This window comes from Treponema sp. JC4 (assembly GCF_000260795.1).
GTDB lineage: Bacteria > Spirochaetota > Spirochaetia > Treponematales > Treponemataceae > Treponema_D.
Map to the genome: position 1 here is coordinate 279,432 of NZ_AJGU01000001.1, position 18,519 is coordinate 297,950.

Annotated in this window: 17 protein-coding genes; 9 read left to right on the plus strand and 8 right to left on the minus strand. The window is 40.6% G+C overall.

Annotation, left to right across the window (positions count from 1 at the left end; all coding sequences use genetic code 11):
• Positions 1-104: 104 nt before the first annotated feature.
• Positions 105-344, minus strand: coding sequence for a hypothetical protein (locus MSI_RS14465; RefSeq protein ID WP_155815451.1), 240 nt, complete (start codon positions 342-344; stop codon positions 105-107).
• Between the two features lie 44 nt (positions 345-388).
• Here MSI_RS14465 and MSI_RS14470 point away from each other — a divergent pair, with 44 nt between their 5' ends.
• From MSI_RS14470 to MSI_RS13705, 3 genes are read left to right on the plus strand one after another with little or no spacing between them, the layout of a single operon-like run.
• A complete protein-coding gene (locus MSI_RS14470; protein ID WP_009102777.1) occupies positions 389-703 on the plus strand; it encodes a hypothetical protein in 315 nt (104 codons plus the stop codon).
• Positions 700-1,371 (plus strand): response regulator transcription factor, encoded by a 672-nt coding sequence (locus MSI_RS01085; RefSeq protein ID WP_009102778.1) that lies wholly within the window; start codon positions 700-702, stop codon positions 1,369-1,371. The genes MSI_RS14470 and MSI_RS01085 overlap by 4 nt, the downstream gene beginning before the upstream one ends.
• A 1-nt stretch (position 1,372) precedes the next feature.
• Positions 1,373-2,770 carry a cell wall metabolism sensor histidine kinase WalK gene (locus MSI_RS13705; protein ID WP_155815452.1) on the plus strand — a complete coding sequence of 466 codons (1,398 nt, stop codon included), beginning with the start codon at positions 1,373-1,375 and terminating at the stop codon, positions 2,768-2,770.
• On the opposite strand, the gene MSI_RS01095 is transcribed toward MSI_RS13705, so the two are convergent.
• Positions 2,767-4,053, minus strand: a complete 1,287-nt coding sequence (locus MSI_RS01095; protein ID WP_009102781.1) for a deoxyguanosinetriphosphate triphosphohydrolase family protein — start codon at positions 4,051-4,053, stop codon at positions 2,767-2,769. The genes MSI_RS13705 and MSI_RS01095 overlap by 4 nt on opposite strands.
• 60 nt (positions 4,054-4,113) lie before the next feature.
• Between MSI_RS01095 and MSI_RS01100 the strand changes: the two genes are divergently transcribed.
• Entirely contained in the window at positions 4,114-5,436 is a 1,323-nt protein-coding gene (locus MSI_RS01100) for a diguanylate cyclase domain-containing protein (protein ID WP_009102783.1), read from the plus strand.
• Between the two features lie 42 nt (positions 5,437-5,478).
• Here the strand turns inward: MSI_RS01100 and MSI_RS13710 are convergent, their stop codons facing one another.
• The 3 genes from MSI_RS13710 to MSI_RS01115 are packed head-to-tail and all read right to left on the minus strand — an operon-like array spanning position 5,479 to position 7,542.
• Positions 5,479-6,012, minus strand: coding sequence for a hypothetical protein (locus MSI_RS13710; protein WP_009102785.1), 534 nt, complete (start codon positions 6,010-6,012; stop codon positions 5,479-5,481).
• A 1-nt stretch (position 6,013) separates the two neighbouring features.
• Positions 6,014-6,850 carry a metal ABC transporter permease gene (locus MSI_RS01110; protein ID WP_009102787.1) on the minus strand — a complete coding sequence of 279 codons (837 nt, stop codon included), beginning with the start codon at positions 6,848-6,850 and terminating at the stop codon, positions 6,014-6,016.
• Positions 6,847-7,542, minus strand: a complete 696-nt coding sequence (locus MSI_RS01115; protein WP_009102789.1) for a metal ABC transporter ATP-binding protein — start codon at positions 7,540-7,542, stop codon at positions 6,847-6,849. Before MSI_RS01115 ends, MSI_RS01110 begins: the two co-directional genes overlap by 4 nt.
• Positions 7,543-7,658: 116 nt before the next feature.
• Between MSI_RS01115 and argS the strand changes: the two genes are divergently transcribed.
• From argS to MSI_RS01140, 5 genes are read left to right on the plus strand one after another with little or no spacing between them, the layout of a single operon-like run.
• On the plus strand, positions 7,659-9,482 hold the full coding sequence (gene argS, locus MSI_RS01120) for an arginine--tRNA ligase (RefSeq protein WP_009102791.1): 1,824 nt from the start codon (positions 7,659-7,661) through the stop codon (positions 9,480-9,482).
• Entirely contained in the window at positions 9,483-10,643 is a 1,161-nt protein-coding gene (hisC, locus tag MSI_RS01125; protein WP_009102793.1) for a histidinol-phosphate transaminase, read from the plus strand.
• The gene (locus MSI_RS14625) at positions 10,624-12,426 is read left to right on the plus strand and encodes a lipopolysaccharide assembly protein LapB (protein WP_009102795.1); all 1,803 of its coding nucleotides are present in this window, start codon (positions 10,624-10,626) and stop codon (positions 12,424-12,426) included. The genes hisC and MSI_RS14625 overlap by 20 nt, the downstream gene beginning before the upstream one ends.
• Positions 12,381-13,796, plus strand: coding sequence for a GGDEF domain-containing protein (locus MSI_RS01135; RefSeq protein WP_009102797.1), 1,416 nt, complete (start codon positions 12,381-12,383; stop codon positions 13,794-13,796). The genes MSI_RS14625 and MSI_RS01135 overlap by 46 nt, the downstream gene beginning before the upstream one ends.
• 29 nt (positions 13,797-13,825) lie before the next feature.
• Positions 13,826-14,515, plus strand: a complete 690-nt coding sequence (locus MSI_RS01140; protein ID WP_009102799.1) for a metallophosphoesterase — start codon at positions 13,826-13,828, stop codon at positions 14,513-14,515.
• A 45-nt stretch (positions 14,516-14,560) separates the two neighbouring features.
• Here the strand turns inward: MSI_RS01140 and MSI_RS01145 are convergent, their stop codons facing one another.
• The 3 genes from MSI_RS01145 to MSI_RS01155 form a co-directional block, all read right to left on the minus strand.
• A complete protein-coding gene (locus tag MSI_RS01145; RefSeq protein ID WP_009102801.1) occupies positions 14,561-15,817 on the minus strand; it encodes a GTP-binding protein in 1,257 nt (418 codons plus the stop codon).
• Between the two features lie 145 nt (positions 15,818-15,962).
• Positions 15,963-16,523 (minus strand): hypothetical protein, encoded by a 561-nt coding sequence (locus MSI_RS01150; RefSeq protein WP_009102803.1) that lies wholly within the window; start codon positions 16,521-16,523, stop codon positions 15,963-15,965.
• A 1-nt stretch (position 16,524) separates the two neighbouring features.
• On the minus strand, positions 16,525-18,519 hold the full coding sequence (locus MSI_RS01155) for a hypothetical protein (protein ID WP_009102805.1): 1,995 nt from the start codon (positions 18,517-18,519) through the stop codon (positions 16,525-16,527).

Here is an 18,519-nt window from a genome sequence, read left to right on the forward strand (position 1 = left end):
ATCATTTAGAAAAGCCTGTTATATGTTGTTTATTTTCTGATTTGAGTCTTATAATGAGTTTGTGAAAAAGATAATCCTGATATTTGGTTTATTATCACTTTTTTCTACATATATATTTTCTCAGCCGGGGGGTGGACCTGGAGGCCCTGGTGGAGGACAAGGCAGCGGGCAGGGACCTTCCTCTTCCGGACCTTCTGCACCTGGTGGAAGAGGAGCCCCTTCTTCACCACCTTCTGCGCCTCCTTCGGGAAGCTCACCACCGCCTTCTCACGGAAATCCGCCGCCACCTCCTCCCGGGGGTAGAGGACCTGGCTCAAGTTCTGGCGGCAGTTCGGGATCTTCATCTGGATCTTCCTGTTCGGCTTATCAGGTAATTAATTATTCTGGTATGAGAAAATATTCCGTGCCCGAAGCGCTTGAAGTTTCCGGCACAGAGATTTTAACTCAGAAAAACGGCCTCCTCTTTGTAATTCATTTTAATCAGTCTGTGGATGCCGGAAAATTAAATGTAAATTCAATATTTATTAACGGGAAAAATCCTGAATCTGATGTTAAAATCAAATTCAACAGAAAGGCAGATTCTGTAACGCTTTTGATAAACGGCGGTTCTATTTCGGAAGAGGAGTTAAAAAACGCATCTGTCAGAATTACTGATATTCAGACTTTTGACGGAAAATATCTTGAGGAGTTAATTGTAAAATGAAAATTCTTGTTGTAGAAGATGATAAAGGAATTTCTGACTTTCTTATTCCGGAACTCAAGCATGAAGGCTTTGAAACTGTTCTTGCCCAGAGCGGAAGACAGGGTCTTGATTTGTTTAAAAGCGAAAATCCCGATCTGGTTCTTCTTGATGTAATGCTTCCTGAAATGAACGGAATTGAAGTTTTAAGACGAATAAGAGAAGAATCTGATGTGCCTGTAATTCTCGAAACTGCCCGCGGGGAATCAATAGATAAGGTTAATGGCCTTAATGCCGGTGCTGATGATTACATTGCAAAGCCTTTTGAAATTGAAGAACTGCTTGCCCGCATTAATGCTGTTTTACGCCGTGTAAAAACTACAGATAAAACAAAGACTGTCTTAAAATGCCGCAATCTGGAAATGAATACCCAGAGCATGACTGTAAAAGCTGATGGAAAGGTAATTTATTTTTCAAAAACAGAATACTTCCTTCTTAAGCTTTTTATGGAAAATGCCGGAAAGGTTATTTCTCGTGATGAAATTCTTGATGCAATCTGGGGAAAAGAGCATTTTATTGACGAAAATATTGTTGATGTATATATCGGATATCTTCGTTCAAAAATTGCTGATGTTGTTTCCGGTGAATACATTAAAACCGTGCGGGGAATCGGCTATATAATTGAAAACTGATTTGAAATTATTTAAATCTTTTTCCTTTCGTCTCTCGCTTAAGTTTACTGCGGTGGTTGCCTCCGCAGTTATTCTTGTAACATCGCTTCTTATTTTTATAACAAATAAGACAGTATTTATCAGGCGTGGTATAGAACTTGTTCAAAGTTATGATGAAGTAGTAAGGGTTCTTTCTTTTCCCAAGCCTGAGGATTTTGAATATTACCGGGAACCTTTGTTTAAGCTTCCTTATTATATTTCCTATACTGTGTATAATGAAAAGGAAAATAAAACTCTTGTTTCTAATGATCCTTTTATTCCTCTAATTCTTCCTGTAACTCAAAAGCCCAGAATCTATTTTGAAAAAAATTATTTTTCGGACGGAAACCTTAAAATTCTTTATTACGCAAGAAATTATAAATTAGTTGATTTGGGTGATGTAAAAATTATTATTGCGGTTTATATAGATTCGGATTATTTTTCAAAGCTTTTTCCTGTCATTCCCTATGTAATGATTCCGGCTCTGCTTTTTATTCTGATAATTTCCTTTTTAATTTCTTTTTCCATAACCAGACGTACAATTCAGCCGGTAATACGAATTACGTCTGAGGCTAAAAGCCGTTCTATAAGCGATATTGATAAGGCGTTGCCAGTTTCAAAACGTGATGATGAAATTGATCAGCTTGCAAAAACCTTCAATGAACTTTTTGTTCAGATAAAAAAGGATTTTGAGCGGGAACGCCAGTTTTCAAGCGACGTATCTCATGAATTAAAAACTCCTCTTTCTGTAATCAGCGGGCAGACTAACCTTCTCTTGCGCTGGGGAAAAGAAAATCCTGAGCAGCTGGAAACTTCCCTTAATTCAATTAAGGCAGAAACAAAGTCCATGCAGGCTATTATAGAAAATCTTCTTAAAATCAGCAGATACGAAAGCGGACGCCTTAAGCCGGAAATAAGCTCTTTTAAGGTTTCTGAACTCTTTGAAACCCTGAAAAAGGAATTTCTTTCTATAGAAAATATAGAAAAGACCAGCCCTCTGACAATCAACTGCCGTATTAATGAAGAAATTATCCTTGAGTCTGATTTTGATATGCTTCATCAGATTTTTACAGCCTTTATTTCAAACAGCATAAAGTATGCCGCTTCGGAAAAAGGTCTTGAAATTGAACTTGCCGCAGAAAAAGAGGAAGGAAAGATTGTTCTTTCTGAAGCTGATAACGGGCCGGGCTTCAAAGGGGATGAAGTATTTAAGGTTTTTGACCGTTTTTACATGGGTGACCAGGCAAGAACCCGCGAATTAAAAAACAAGAGCTCAGGTCTTGGTCTTTCTATTGCCAAAACTATGAGCCAGGCTTTAGGTGCTGAGATTTATGCGTCAAATAAGGAAGAAGGCGGGGCAAAACTTACCCTGATACTTTAGAAGGTAATTATTTCTTCGTATACCTGAATTGCATACTGATCTGTCATGCCGGAAATATATTCTATAATGCACTTTGTAAAGGATTCATTATCATTTATATCAAATACGACCGGGGTGTTAAACCTTAAAATCTGTTTTCTGTTTACATAATCGTGTTTTTCTGCTGACCAGGGTCTGTAATTAGTATGCTTTATCAGCCATTCTTCAAAGGTGTGGCAGAGTTTCGGGTAATATCTTAGTACCTGACTTACACGGCCGGTTTTTGCATAAATCTGGGTTTTCATAAGGGTTCGGAAAATTGTGCGGATTATGTTTTCTGCGTAAATGCCGAATTCCTTAAGACGCCAGTGGCTGTAAATCTGGCTGAAATTGAATTTTTTAAGCTCCAGAATAAAGCGGAAATATTCATCAGAAAAACAAAGGCCTTTTTCGGGGCTGGACTGTTCGCAAAGGTCAACAATCAGGTCGTTGATTAAAACTGTTGTGTTTACGGCTTTTCCTGAGCGCAGGGCACGTGCACCCTTGCGTTCAAAGCCCAGAGTAGAGCCTACGATTTCTCGCAACTGGCGGTAGGAAGCCATGTCTATTACGTGGTAGGTGCGGGCATCTTCCAGATCGCGGCCCAGGTAAGCGATTTTATCTGCAATTTTTACAACGCAGCCTTCCCAGGTAAAGGGCTGGGTAAGGCCGGGGCGCTTCATGGAATAAAGGTCTATTGCATCTTTTCTTGGCTTGATTCCCTGCTGGTCAATTTCCCCGCAGTGGCAGATAAGTCCGTCACGAACTGCGTAAGTAAGGTTTAAAGGCTGTTCAACGCCGTTTGGGTCTGCAAGCGTTTCTATATAGTCTGCAAAAAAGAGAGAATTCCTTTCGTGCCAGAATTTTTTTGGAGCATTTAGACCTTCCTTCTGCTCAAGAAGATTGTTGAGGCAGTCTTCTCCGTGGTGGCCAAAAGGTGCATGCCCAATGTCGTGGCCGGTGGCAATTGCCTGGGTTAATTCTGTGTTTAAGCCAAGATATTTTGCAATTTCTGTTGCAACCGAAGCAACGTGGAGAACGTGCTCCATTCTGGTACAGATGTGGTCATTATGAGGGGCAAAAAAGACCTGAGTTTTATGTTTAAGTCGACGGAAGGCCTGACTGTGAAGTATTCGGGTGTAATCGCGCTCAAATTCCGAGCGTATTCCGTTATTTCTTGAATATAGTTCGATTTCGCGTTTACTTGCCTGCTCCCATTTTTCGCTTCCCGGGAAGCAGCCGTAATTTTTAAATGAATCCTGCATATCATAATAATAGTTTAAAATTGTTTGTTAGTCTAATTTTTCCGTGTTATTATAAGTGTAATGAAGACAATAATGATTGTTGACGACGAAAAGGTTTCTCTTATGATGACCGAGCATATTCTTTCTTCGGAATATGAAACGGTGAGCGCAAGCGACGGGAACGAAGCTCTTGAATTTTACTCATTACATAAACCGGATCTGATTCTTTCTGATCTTCATATGCCCCAGATGAGCGGTTACCAGCTGCAGCAGAAAATAAACGAAATTGCGGGCTATCAGGTGCCTTTTATGTTTATGACTGCCGACAAGGCTGACGAGACAGAAAGCCAGGGCTTTGAAAACGGAGCTCTGGACTTTATAAGAAAGCCCTTCCGCGCGGATGTTCTTTTAAAGCGTGTGGGAAACATTCTTCAGACTGTAGAAAAAATCCATGGACTTACAAAGGCTGCCTCTACAGACCCTATGACAGGGCTTTTAAATAAGGCTCGAGCCCAGGAAACAATCAGTGAACTTTGTAAGACGAGCCAGGGCGTTTTAATGATAATTGACCTGGACTCCTTTAAGCTTATAAACGATATTTACGGCCACGATATGGGTGATAAAATCCTTATCCGCTTTGCAGAGATTTTGCAGGCGGTTGTCCGGGCTTCTGATATTGTGGGCCGCATTGGCGGTGATGAATTTATTGCCTTCTGCAAAAATGTAAGTGATGAAATTGTAATTGATAAAAAGGTCCGCTTTATTAATAAAATACTGCTGGAGTCTGCCCAGGAGTTTATGGGACCTGATATGAATATTCCTCTGGGAGCTTCTCTTGGCTGTGTTCCGGTTCCTGTTTACGGTACAGATTTTGAAAAGCTCTGTAAAATGGCAGATAAGGCGCTTTTGAACGTAAAGCAGAACGGTAAGCACGGCTATCTTTTTTACAGTGAAGTTGAGGACGGGGCTGCAAGTCTTATGGAAGCTTCAACTAATGGTATTCAGGGAGCTGTAAAAATTCTTGAAGAGCGTAATATTAAGCCTGGCGCCTTCCTGCTTTCTTTTGAGCAGTTCCGCCTGATTTACCAGTACACAGTCCGCCTTGCAAGTCATAATGAGGCAGATGCTCATCTTTTATATTTTGTAATTAAGCCTAAAGAAGGGGCAAAGCTTGCAGAAGATGTTGCAGAGGAAATCTTCCTTTCTGTTTTGCAGTCTTCCCTGCGCCAGAGTGATGCGGTCTGCCAGTCTTCCAGAAGTCAGTTTTATGCCCTTTTAAGTGATGCAGAACTGTATAAAAAAGAAAACCGCAAGAGCATTTATGAACGCATTGAAGAAAACTGGCAGGCGGAAGAAATTTCCAAAGAGTATGATATGACAATGGAATCGTTCTGTGTAAAATAATTATAAAATTACCTAAATAGCTACCGGGCGGAAAGTGTGATTTTAAAAAATTAGCTCTGACACTTCCAGATAAGAATAGGTAATGTCGCCTTCCATTGTGTCTGTTTTGTAGGTGCCGGTTATGGTGATTTCCTGATTTTCGGCAGGGTAATCTTCCGGGTAGGTGTGGTTTCCAAGCCATTTGAATTCCATTCCCTGTTTGCAGCAGGCAAGAGCATCCGGGATGATTACTGCAAAATAGCGTTCGCCACTTTCTTCATCAACAACTGAATAGAAAAATCCGCTTACTTTGATTGTTTTTCCGGTGTAAGAGTCTGGATCTACGACCATTTCAAAAATGTAGGAATAAATCATGTTGGCATTCATTTTTGTAAGGTCAACATCGATTTTACCGGATTTTTGAGGAAGGGGAGGTGTTTGTCGTTTGTTGCCGAAAGTTCCATCGTCTGGTGTGCGGACTGGCTCTTCCTGTAAGGTCTGGGCGGGCGGCATTTGCCTTTGCGCTTTGGCTTTGCAGCCGGCAGAGAGAATTAAAGTTAAAAATATAGGAAGAAGATATGCCGCACGACCCTTCATCTTATCGTCCTTTTATAAATTCAATTGTGTAAAATACCAGGAATACAAAAATATCGGCAGCAACAATTGTGCTTCCAACCGGGGTTCCTGCAAGAATGGCTATTAAAAGGCCTGTAACTGCGCAGGTAACAGAAATGATTGCCGAGCAGATTGTTACAGAGAAAAAGCTTTTGAAAAGTCGCATTGCAGAAATGGCAGGGAAAATTACAAGGGCAGAAATCAAAAGGGAACCTACAAGGTTCATTGCAAGTACGATGATTACTGCGATGATGATTGCGATTGCAAGGTTGTAGATGCTTGCGTGGGTTCCGACTGCGGTTGCAAAGTCCTGATCAAAGGTAACTGCGAAAATCTTATTGTAAAAAAGAATGAATGCGATTATTACGCAGAGGGAAAGAAGGCTGCAAAGGTAAACTTCGCCTTTTGTAAGGGTGAGAATTGAAGTTGAACCAAAGAGGGTGGAACATACGTCGCCCGAAAGGTTAGATGAAGTTGAAAAAATGTTCATTAAAAGGTAGCCGAGTGCCAGGGCGCCTACAGAAATCATTGCAATTGAAGCGTCTCCCTGGATTTTTGTGTCTTTTCCGGCGCGGAGTAAAAGGATGGCACTTAAAATTGTGAGGGGAAGCACCAGATACATGTTGTTAGAAAGATTGAGAACGCTTGCAATTGCGATTCCTCCAAAGGCTACATGAGAAAGTCCGTCACCGATAAAGCTGAAGCGTTTGAGAACTAAGGTTACTCCCAGAAGAGAAGAACAGAGGGCAATTAAAACGCCTACAATAAAGGCATAGCGTACAAAGGGAAATGAAAAATACTGTACTAAGGTTTCTATCATAAAAATTTAATCCTTCCTGTAAGCGGAACTTTCTGGCGGAAATCATCTTTTTTGCCGAAGAAAACTTCATCGCCAATGTGCAGAATGTGGCTTGCGTACTTCATTGCGGCCTGAATGTCGTGAGAAATCATGATGATTGTAATTCCGTCTTTGTTCAGCTGCTGGATAAGGCGGTACATTTCTTCTGTAACAATAGGGTCAAGACCAGAAACTGGTTCGTCCAGAAGCAGCATTTTTTGGGTGGCACAGAGGGCGCGGGCTAAAAGAACTCTCTGCTGCTGTCCGCCTGAAAGTTCGCGGTAACAGCGTTTTGCAAATTCTGTAATGCCCATTTTTTCCATGTTTTCTGCGGCAAGAAGTTTTTCCTCTTTTGTATAGAAGGGGCGGCGTCCGCAGCGGGACTGGCAGCCGGAAAGAACGATTTCTCTTACGCTTGCAGGGAAGTCCTTCTGAACTTGTGTCTGCTGGGGAAGGTAGCCTATTTCATCCGGAAGAAGGCCGTCGCCTGTAATAATACGGCCGCTAATGGGCTTATGAAGGTGTAAAAGGGTCTTCATAAGGGTTGTTTTTCCCGAACCGTTTTCGCCGATTATGCAGAGATAGTTTCCTTTATTAATAGAAAAGTTTAAATCTTCTATTATAATGCGCGAGTTATAGCCTAAAGTCAGGTGCTCGCAGGTTAATTGTGCCATATATGTCCTTAATTAAAAGTGATAATCATTATCAAATTGCCTTATTAAATCATATTGCGTGCCTTGTGTCAAATCAATAAAATAGAAGAAATTTATTTTAGACTAGGGAATATTATATGGCAGATGCAAAATCAGTATGCCGCAAGGTTGTTTGTGCGGCTCTCAATGAATTTATAAAAGCAAAAGCTCCGGAAGCAGAGCTTGCAAAAGAAGAAAATATTCAGGTTGTAACCCCACCAAAACCAGAAATGGGAGACCTTGGAGTTCCTCTTTTTGCATTTGCAAAATCACTTCATATGGCACCTCCTCAGATTGCTGCAGAGGTTGCAAAACTTATTACAGATAAATCAATCGGTGAATTCCTTGCTGTTGGTCCTTATGTAAACGTAAAGCTTGATAAGGCAGGAAGCGCTGCTGGCATTTTGGATGCAATCCGCGCTCAGAAAGACGAATATGGTTCTTTCGGCTCTGACGGTAAAAAGCCGCTTGAAGGTCGCCGCGTAATGGTTGAATATTCTTCTCCGAATACAAATAAGCCTTTGCACCTTGGACACCTTCGTAACGATGCCCTTGGTGAATCTGTAAGCCGCATTTTGAAGGCTGCGGGCGCTGAAGTTTACAAGGTAGACCTTATCAATAATCGTGGTGTTCACATCTGTAAATCTATGCTGGCATATAAACTCTTCCACGAGGCAAAGGGCGATACTCCTGAAAGCCTTGGAATGAAGGGCGACCACTTTGTAGGTCAGTGCTATATTGAATTTGACCGCTATCTTAAGGGCGAAAAAGACAAGCCTGAAACAGCTCATCCTGAAGCTAATCAGATGGCAGAAGATATGCTCATTAAGTGGGAGCAGGGTGACCCTGAAGTTCGCGCCCTCTGGCAGAAGATGAACGACTGGACTTTGGACGGCGTAAAGGAAACTTATGCCCGCACAGGCGTTTCTTTTGATAAACTTTACATGGAAAGCGAAACCTACCTTAAGGGTAAGGACGAGATCCTTAAAGGTCTTGAAAAAGGCGTATTCTTTAAGGCTGATGACGGATCTGTCCGCATTGATGTAACAGACGTTGTCGGTAAAGGAAAAGACGAAGACAATCACGAAAAAGTTCTTCTCCGTAAGGATGGAACTTCGGTTTATATTACTCAGGATATTGGTACTGCTATCAGCCGCCACGATGACTGGGCTTTTAATCAGTTGGTTTACGTTGTTGCTAGTGAGCAGAACTACCACTTTAAGATTCTCTTCCATATCCTCAAAAAACTTGGATTTGAATGGGCAGATAAGCTTTATCACCTCAGTTACGGTCTTGTAAACCTTCCAAGCGGACGTATGAAGAGCCGCGAAGGTACAATCGTTGACGCTGATGATTTGATTGATTCTTTGCACGCTCAGGCTCTGGAAGCAATTAAGGAACGTGGCCGCGACGGTGATGTAGGTGACGCAGACGATGTTGCAGAAAAAGTAGCGCTTGGCGCTTTGCATTATTATCTGCTTCAGGCAACACCTATTAAGGATATGCTCTTTAATCCGGAAGAGTCGCTCAGCTTTAACGGAAATACAGGTCCTTACCTTCAGTATATGGGTGCCCGCATCAACTCAATTCTTGGAAAGGCAGCAGAAGCCGGCATGAAAGCTGATTATTCGGCAGATGGCGTTGCACTTTTGAAGGCTGCTGAAGAATGGGAACTTATCAAGCAGCTTGGAGATTACCCTGCAACTGTTCAGAAGGCAGCAGAAAATCTTGATTCAAGCGTAATGGCAGCTTACCTTTACGAAACAAGCAAGCTCTTCAGTAAGTTCTATCAGAACTGTTCTATTATGAACGCTGATGACAAGAAAGTTGCCGCAGCCCGACTCTATCTTGCAGAATGTACTCTTCAGGTTATGAAGAATGCTATGAACCTTGTACTTGTACCATATTTGGAGCGTATGTAAATGTTAACTTCAAGCCGTATGAATGGCCTTCACCCATATGTTCCGGGTGAACAGCCTAAAGACAGAGACTATATAAAAATTAATGCAAACGAAAATCCCTATCCGCCAAGCCCGGAAGTGCAGAAGGCGGTAATTGATTTTGTACAGAATCACCCGGAAAAACTGGGCGTTTACCCTGACCCTGATTCAAACGAGCTTCACGCAGCCATTGCTGACATGCTCAATAAGACTGGCGGAGTTCTCTGCCGTGCAAAGGTTTCTGCAAACGGGGAAGTTAGCCCTGCCGACCAGGACAAAATCCCCTTCGCCGTAACTCCGGAAATGATTTACAGCGGAAACGGCAGTGACGAAGTTCTTTCTTTTGTATTCTATGCCTTCTTTGACTCTTCAAAGAAGTTTGTAATGCCTCAGTTTACCTACAGCTTTTATCCTGTTTATGCAGGCTTTTACAATATTCCGATGGATAATGTTCCTCTGCGTGCTGACTGGACTTTAGATACTGAGGAAATGCTTAAGCGTGCCGCAGGCAATAAGGGCGGAATTATTTTTGCAAACCCTAACGCTCCTACAGGCCTGGGACTTACACGTGAACAGGTACGACAAATGCTGGAAGCAGCTTCATCAGATGAAATTTTCATTGTAGACGAAGCTTACGTAGACTTTGGCGGAGAATCCTGCATATCACTTTTGAAAGAGTTTAAAAATCTTGTAATAGTAAGAACTTTCTCTAAGAGCCTTTGCGGGGCAGGTCAGCGACTTGGCTACATTGTTGCAAATCCTGAACTTGTAAATGTTGTTACAACTGTAAAAAACAGTGTAAATCACTTCCCGATTGATGCCCTTGCTCAGGTTTCAGGAACAGCTGCCTGCAAAAATCCTGCCTACTATGTAGACTGTGCAAAAAAAGTTGCGGACGAGCGTAATTCCTTTTATAATTTTTTATTAGAAAAAGGTTTTTATGTATTAAATTCTCAGACAAACTTTTTGTTTGCAAAAAAAGATGGAATTGCCGGTGAAGACCTTTACCGCCGTGTAAAAGAAGAGGGTATTTTAATCCGCCACTTTAATACACCGGGAATAGAAAATTTTGTGCGTATCACAGTGGGCACAAAAGAGCAGATGGAGAAATTAAAGAAAGTAATTGAAAAGATTTGCCTTTAGAAAATCGAAGCAAAAAATCAAGAATATCTCAGAGGTACAGGCCTCGGTAATCAAAGATTTTGTCTTTGATACAAATTTTCAGGTAAAATTTCTTTCTGGAACTTCTGCTTACATAAAAGAACTTCCGCTTTTATTTGAGGATTCTGAAATAACAATAATTGACCTTGCCCAGGACTTTTCTCCTCTTACGCCTTTTTTCAAAATCCTTTCGGGCTTTAAGGTTTCAGATTCCATACTGGATGACTTCTGTTATTTTCCTCAGAAAAAAGCTTTCCGTTCCTATTTGAAAAATGGAATTGCAGACAAGCGTTTTGATGTTTTTGTTTCCGATAACATCGGTTTTGAAAAAAGAACCATGCGGCAGACACTTATTTCCATGATGGAAGAAATTGTCAGCGGCGATTTTCTTATTTTAAATACCCAGTGTATTGGCGAAGAAGCTTTTGAAATACTGAAAGATCTTGAAAGATCTGATATCAGATGTTCCATAACCTTCTGTATAGATTCCTTTGATGAAGACAACACGACCGACTCCCTGTATAATTATTTTCTTGAAAAACAGAATGATTTGAATTTTTTAAATATCTGCGATGAAAGCGACCGTTCTCTTTTTCTGGACCATCCTAAATCTAAATATGACCGGGAATTTTCTTTTTCTCAGGTAATGGATATTTTTGAAAATAACCGGGTATTTCTTGCTGTAAGCGAAAACAGACGTTTTGCAGATTCCTTTGTTAAAAAATCAGGAACTTATAATTTTTTCCCGGAGCAGCTCCGCATTATTTACAAGGAAATAGGTCTTGCTTATTTCTATAATAATGATTTAGACGAAGCTGTTTTATACTTTAATAATGTAATTGAAAGTTCAAGAAACGATGCCCTTGCGGCAGAAATATATCTTTTCCTTTCAAAGATTTTCCATCAGAAGAGAAACTTAAAGCAGGCCTTAAAATATGCCCTTCTGGTTGAGCAGATTGCAAAAGAAGAGGAATTAAATGTCCTTTATCCGCTTGGCCTGATGATGGAATATTTTTGCTGCGAAAATTATGACGATCCGTCTTATATAGAGCTTTATAAAAAGGCTTTGAAGGCATTAAAGGAAGCCGGGCTTACAATAAATTACATTTATACCTGTAATCAGATTCCGGTTTTTCTTTATGAAACCCGCGAATATTTTGGTTTTATTCTTGAACAGCTTGAGGATGCCTATAGCCTTGCAAATCAGATAGGCGATATTCCGGAAATTGCATCAAGCTCTCACTGGAAGGCAATGATTCTTTCTAAAATGGGGGAAACCGAGCAGTCGACCATACTTTTTAATGAAAGTAACCGACTTAGAACCCAGATGGGAGAACTTCCTCCTCTTTTAACAATCAGAAACGGACTTTCTTATGAAGCCCTTTGCCGTGCAGATTATTACGAGGCTTATTCCCTTATAAATTCAATTATCTCGCGCATATATGAAATTACAGAATATCCTATGATTGTATCTACAATCACAAACTGTACTTTCTCACTTTTCTATTCCCGTCATTATGAGCTGTGCTATTCGCTTTTTAATCAGATTTTAAGATTCCTTCAGCTGATGGGACTTTCTAACGAAAAGACTTCAACTTTATGCCAAGTTCAGCCGATATCATGCTCTATAAAACAATTATCGAATTTGATAACGGCGATTTTATTCATGCAAGAAATAACTGTTCTTCCCTGGCAAAAAAACATACAGAAATTTCGCCGATGGAGCAGCCTTTTTACAACTTCCTGCAGTCCATTGTTTTTGTAACAGAAGGAAATGTTCCGCTTTCTGAAGAAGCCTTTGAAGAGGCGGTAAATGCCTATACAAGTAAATTTATCGGACAGGAACACAGAGTTGTTTTCATGCATTATGAATATGCTCTGGTTCTTAAAAAACTGGGCTTTGTAGAAAAAGCTACAGAATACATGAAAAAAGGATTTATTCTTGCCCAGGAAAAGCATTTTACATATTACACTAAAAATAAAACTTCCATGACCATAGACGAATATATAAGCGACATAAAGGATTTTGAGCCGCTAAATCTGAATATGGAATATCTGGAAGAAAAGATAGAAAAAGAAAGCCTGATGAATCAGCTTCATAATCGAATTTATGAATATCAGTTCTTAAATAAGATTATGGGCTTTGGTTCAGAAAATTCAAATCTTGAAAAATATCTTGGCCGGGTAGTTCAGACTTTAATGGACTATCTGATGGCAGAGGATATTTATATTTCTGAACGTACAGAAACTGGCTGGAAACTTCTTGCGGCTTCGAACGGAAATGACGGAGAGGAAATTGTAAACGGCAGATGGGAAGAACTTTATCAGAAATCCTGCGAAGAAAAGCAGATGCATCTTACCTTTGACCCGGTATTTCATCAGTATTACAGAAATCTTTCCAAATTTGATTTTGTCGGCGGTATGATTATTATTCCAGGACGCCATACCCAGATGTCTATGGAAATGATAAACGTGCTCAACCTTGCAATTTCCAATATTCAGGCTCAGATTGTAATGATTAAGCAGGAAGAGCATCTTGTTTATCTTTCTTCTACAGATTTGCTTACCCTGTTAAAGAACAGACGGGCTTTGCAGGAACATATTGCAAATGAATCTGAAAAGCTTCACCGCTATACACCTCGCCGAAAATTCATGATTGTAGAAACAATTGCCTTTATAGATCTGGATAATTTTAAATATTATAACGACACTTTTGGTCATGAAGCCGGAGACTTTTTAATTGCAAGCTTTGGCCGTCTTTTAAAAAGAGTCTGCCGTACGGTTGATTTTGTAAGCCGTTTTGGCGGAGATGAATTTGTTGTTGTAATGACAGATACAAGCAGTGAAGATGCAAAAATTATGCACCAGCGGTTGTGGAAGGCTCTTGAAGATGCAGAGTATTTTATTCCAGATCTGGAAGAAATGCTTGGGGGCAGCCTTAATATACCTTCCAGCAAGTATCTTGGTTTCAGTATGGGCTTGTGTTCAAATCAGGATATTGATAAAAAGGATGATCTTGCAACGGTTATGATGAATGCAGACCATGCGCTTTATTATGTAAAAAATCATAGAAAGGGCGGAGTTGCACTTTGGAAGGATGTAAAGCGTTCTGAAAAAGAAAATCCGGACTTTTAGTTGAATTAATAAAATAAAAGGATATAGAAATGAAGATTTTAGTTTTAAGTGATTTACACGCAAATAATGAAAATGTTGGAAAATTAGATGAACAGTTTGCAAAGGCAGATGCCGTAATTTTTGCAGGCGACTTTGCAGAGTGCTTTAAGCCGGAAACTGGTAAGGAAGCATTAAATACCCTCTGTACAAAGCACGATACAATCTTTGCTGTTCTTGGAAACTGCGACGAGCCTGAATTTATTGAAGAACTTGAAGATCAGGATATTTGTGTAGAAAAAACTCTTGTATTCCACGAAGGGCTTGCAATTGCAGGAAGTGGCGGCGGAACATATTTTACAGGAAAGACAGCCAACGAGCGTGAAGAAGAAGAAATCCTTTCTGATTTTAATATTGTAAAAACTTCTGTAGAGCAGACTGGAGACAATAGTCTTTGGAAGAACCTTATTTTGATAAGCCACAATCCTCCAAAAGATACAAAATGCGATGCAGTAAATGCTGAACTTCACGCCGGAAGCCAGCTGTTTGCAGATTTTATTAAGGAAAATCAACCGCTAGCAGTAGTCTGCGGCCACATCCACGAAGGTAAGGCTGTAGATAAGATTGGAGATACTGTAGTAATAAATCCGGGACCTTTACTGGAAGGTAATTATGCCTGGCTTGAACTTGAAAAATCAGGCGACAGCTGGAAGGTTGTAAATACTGAATTGTGTAAGTTGTAAAAAAAAGAGGGCGGAATTACTTCCGCCCTCTTTCATTAGCTTTACTTATTTTGCAAGACAAGCGTCCAGATCTTTTTCAATCTGTTCGCGGTCAAGGTGCTGGCCAATGATTACCATTTTAATCATGCGGTCGCCAACCTTTTCGTCCCAGTCTTTTTTCATCTGTGGTTCTTCTGCAAGTACGCGTTCCTGCTCGTCTTTAGGGCAGGCAGCAAGCCACTGTCCAGAATATCCTGCAGAAATCTGGCGTCCGCTTGTTTCCAGAACGTATGCCATTTCTTCTTCATCGCTGAACCATACAACACCCTTTGAACGGATGATGTTTCTTGGCCATTTTGAAGCAAACTGATCAAGCTTTACGCGGTCAAAAGGCTTACGGCGGTAGTAAACAAAACTTCCAATTCCGTATTCGTCTTCGCTTTCGCCTTCGTGGCGGTGCTCGTGATGGTGGTGATGATGTCCGTGTTCATGCTCATCGTGATCATCGTCGTCATCATCATGGTCGTGACCGTGTCCGTGGTGGTGCTCATGATGCTCGTCGTGCTCGTGTTCGTCATGGTCGTCATCATCATCGTCTTCTTCTTCATCGTGCTCTTCAAGAGCTTTTACCCAGCCGGCACTTGCATAAACTGTTTCAAAATCAAAGCGGTTTGTTCCAATTACATCTTCTACTGGAACTTCGCAGCGTGTTGTTTCAATTACTTTTACGCTTGGCTGAATCTTGTTGATTACAGCGCGGACAACCTTCATCTGTTCGTCTGTTACAAGGTCGCGTTTATTGATGATAAGGGTTGAACAGAATTCAATCTGCTGAATCAAAAGTGATTCAATATCTTCTTCACTTTCTTCGGCATTTTTCTTCATTGTTTCTTCAAGTGCGTGACCTGAATCGAATTCTTCTACAAGGCGGCTTGCGTCAACAACGCCGACAACGTTATCAACATAACCGATTTCAATCTGTTCCATAGCCTGGGCAATTGGCATTGGTTCACAAACACCGCTTGCTTCTACCATGATGTAGTCGAATTTTCCTGTTTTCATCAGGTTTTCAATCTGCTGAACCATGTCGCTCTTAAGGGTACAGCAGATACAGCCGTTTGTAAGAGGAACAAGGCTTGAAGAGTCTGTAATCTGTGCTTCTTTAGAAATAAGGCGTTCGTCAACGTTTACTTCGCCGATGTCGTTTACAATTACGGCAACCTTATAGCCTTTCTGATTTGTAAGTACGCGGTTCAAAAGGGTAGTTTTACCCGCACCAAGGTAACCACACAAAAGGGTAATAGGAATCTTTTTCTCTGACATTGTGAAATCTCCTTTTAGTCAAAATAAATATAATGAAATTCTGACTAAAAGGAAAGAAGAATAATTATCCGTGAATAATTAGCCGCAGATAAATACAGATTTACACAGATAAAATCATCTGAGTAAATCTGCGGCTGATTTGCGGTTATTTTACAGTTATGCAGATTGTCCCGCTTGTGTCTGTAGTTGATGTGTATGAAAGTGTATCTGAGCCGTTCTTGAAGGTTAGAGTAGGCTGGCTCTTATATATATAAATTGAGCCTGTATTTCCATCTTCAATTGTATAGGTTGCAATGTCATTTTCGTCTGGTGTACCTTCAGTTACATTACTTACTGTTTCCAGCATCTTGTAATAATAATCAAAAGTTATGTCCATGCCTGTATTATTTGTAATTTCATACTTATATTTATTCTGGGCTGTAATTGTTAAGCTTCTTCGGGCTGTACTTTCTGCATAAGAATATGAAGTTGTAAAATTAACATGTTCTGCATCATCAATACTTACGCTTGCATTAAAAGGAAAGTTATGTACGCTGTTTCCTTCTGGAATGGAAGCAACTGTTTCATTAAAAGTAACTGTAACTTGCTTTTGGGCTTGGTTTGAAACTACCCATTTATCTTCACCTTCGTTTTTAAAATCCAGCTTACAGGCACAAAAAGCTGCTGCCGTAATAATTGCTGCAAGAAAAATCTTTGTAACTTTCATTTTACTTTGCTCCCTTCTGGTAATTTGCCTTAATGGCTTCGGCAAAAAGTTTGTTCTGGTCGTTGCGCTCTTTAATTGTAAACTGCGGTTTGCCGTCGGCTTCGCTTATACGGTAAATATCCATTGGGTCTGTCTGGTATGCAGGGCTTTCCTGGTTATTAATGTACCAGTCAAGAACTGCCACAAAGCACAAAGTATACTTTAAAAGGTTTGCATTTGTTGCGTTTGTGTTCGGCCCGTGGTTCTGCGCTCCTAAAAGAACATCAAGACGCTTAGAAACTTCGTTCTGAACGTCAAATTTGTAATGCTGCCATGGGTTTTCCAGTAATTCTACTTTTCCCTTTGTTTTAACAGCCTGATCACACTGGTTTACGGCAGTTGTAAGGAACTTTCGTGCAAAGTCTGTTCGGTTAAACAGAGGTTTGTACTTGCTGTCGTCTGCAGGGTGTTCAAGAATCAGTTTATCAAATTTGAACATTGGCATAAAGTGGTAGGTGTTCTGCCACAAAAGGTTTGTAATTGTGCGCTTACCAATATGCGATTTTGCAAAATCAGGCTGAGAGTAAATTGAATTTGTTAAGTCCAGAAGAGGTTCGCAGTAAAGGCGGCCGAATACGTCTTCGCGGTATGCAGACCAGTCATCAAGAACCTTAAAGATTGTATCTCCTTCATCTTTTTTGTGCTCATCTTCTATTGTAAAGTTGATGTTGCGGCAGCCCTGGAAGCAGAATTCAATAATGGTCTGTAAAACAATGATTTTCTGAATCGGGTTCTTTGGAGAAAGCACATTAAAGCCATCTTCGTAGCGGAAAATCGGCTGGAAGTATGGGTAAAGATCCGGATTTTCCTCCAGCTTATCAAAACCTGCTTTTGGGAAGAGCTGTTCAAGCAGCTTAAGTCCTGTAAGTACTGTCTGGTCTTTTAAGCCGCGCTGTGGTGGCTCTGGCTTTTTAGGCGCTTCTTTTTTTACTTCTTCCTGTGGTTTTGGTTTTTCAGGCAGCAGAAGATCAAATTTATGCAGTCCTAAGAATTTTAAAATATCGGCTACCTTTGCATTAAAGAAGCCCGGATACTGTTCAATTGAATCGCAGCACATGCGCATTAAAAGAGGGTAGAGCTTTTTAATTACTTCTGTGTCCAGGTAAAGCCACTCTGTAATTGCGTGTTTTGCAAGACCTGAAAGTTTATCGCGCGGAGCCTCAGGGTAGGCACATTCGTCTGTGTAAATTTCTTTAATCAGCTTTGGAATCTTATTGTTTCCATAATAGTAAACTGTAATAAGATTTTTATAGATTGCCCTAACAAGAGGAATCATGTCTGCTACAATCCAGGGCTGAGGTGCAGAGGTAATGTTTACATATTCCACGCGGATAGTCTGCATTGTCCAGCCGGCAACCATTCGCAAAAGTTTAAACTTTGGTTCTGTGTCGGCTGCAATTTTTGCCTTGTAGGTAGAAGGTGCCATTTGAATTAAGGTTTTTATAACGGTAATAAAACCTTCCATGTGGTCTATCATGGCTTTTACATCATAATTAATAAAATCAGGGCTGAGTTTTTCTGCTCCATTTTTCTGCCAGGAACGTACAAAATTAAAAAAGCCGTAATTTGGTTTAATTTTGTATTCCGGCGACATCATCATTTTATCAAAGGCAATTGCTACCTTTTTTGAAATATTTGGAAGAGATTCATTTTTCTTATGTTTTGGCTGCGCTGCTGTTGGAACTCCTGTAGGTTTGCTTGTTCTGGCTGCACCTGCACTTGAAGCGGCTGATATTCCGCCCGGGGTGCTGGAAGTACCGCCAGCACGCACCAGTTTTCCGCCGGTTTTTGCACTGCTTGAGCCCGCAAGAGAATTGTGTGAGCGTTCGTACATTACTTCTCCGCCCAGTTTTTTTGCCATAAGCCTGGCTTCTTCGCGGTCAATGTCACCTATATTTTTTCTTGTATTATCCAGAGTTCCTGGTGCCCAGTCTGCAGTTTTAATATCATCATTCAT

Coding starts and splice junctions, on each gene's coding strand:
- MSI_RS01145 (WP_009102801.1), bottom strand. CDS start 15,817: ATGTCAGAGAAAAAGATTCCTATTACCCTTTTGTGTGGTTACCTTGGT.
- MSI_RS14465 (WP_155815451.1), bottom strand. CDS start 344: ATGAAGATCCCGAACTGCCGCCAGAACTTGAGCCAGGTCCTCTACCCC.
- MSI_RS01135 (WP_009102797.1), top strand. CDS start 12,381: ATGGAGCAGCCTTTTTACAACTTCCTGCAGTCCATTGTTTTTGTAACA.
- MSI_RS01110 (WP_009102787.1), bottom strand. CDS start 6,850: ATGATAGAAACCTTAGTACAGTATTTTTCATTTCCCTTTGTACGCTAT.
- MSI_RS01095 (WP_009102781.1), bottom strand. CDS start 4,053: ATGCAGGATTCATTTAAAAATTACGGCTGCTTCCCGGGAAGCGAAAAA.
- MSI_RS01155 (WP_009102805.1), bottom strand. CDS start 18,519: ATGAATGATGATATTAAAACTGCAGACTGGGCACCAGGAACTCTGGAT.
- MSI_RS01150 (WP_009102803.1), bottom strand. CDS start 16,523: ATGAAAGTTACAAAGATTTTTCTTGCAGCAATTATTACGGCAGCAGCT.
- MSI_RS01100 (WP_009102783.1), top strand. CDS start 4,114: ATGAAGACAATAATGATTGTTGACGACGAAAAGGTTTCTCTTATGATG.
- hisC (WP_009102793.1), top strand. CDS start 9,483: ATGTTAACTTCAAGCCGTATGAATGGCCTTCACCCATATGTTCCGGGT.
- MSI_RS01140 (WP_009102799.1), top strand. CDS start 13,826: ATGAAGATTTTAGTTTTAAGTGATTTACACGCAAATAATGAAAATGTT.
- argS (WP_009102791.1), top strand. CDS start 7,659: ATGGCAGATGCAAAATCAGTATGCCGCAAGGTTGTTTGTGCGGCTCTC.
- MSI_RS01115 (WP_009102789.1), bottom strand. CDS start 7,542: ATGGCACAATTAACCTGCGAGCACCTGACTTTAGGCTATAACTCGCGC.
- MSI_RS14470 (WP_009102777.1), top strand. CDS start 389: ATGAGAAAATATTCCGTGCCCGAAGCGCTTGAAGTTTCCGGCACAGAG.
- MSI_RS01085 (WP_009102778.1), top strand. CDS start 700: ATGAAAATTCTTGTTGTAGAAGATGATAAAGGAATTTCTGACTTTCTT.
- MSI_RS13710 (WP_009102785.1), bottom strand. CDS start 6,012: ATGAAGGGTCGTGCGGCATATCTTCTTCCTATATTTTTAACTTTAATT.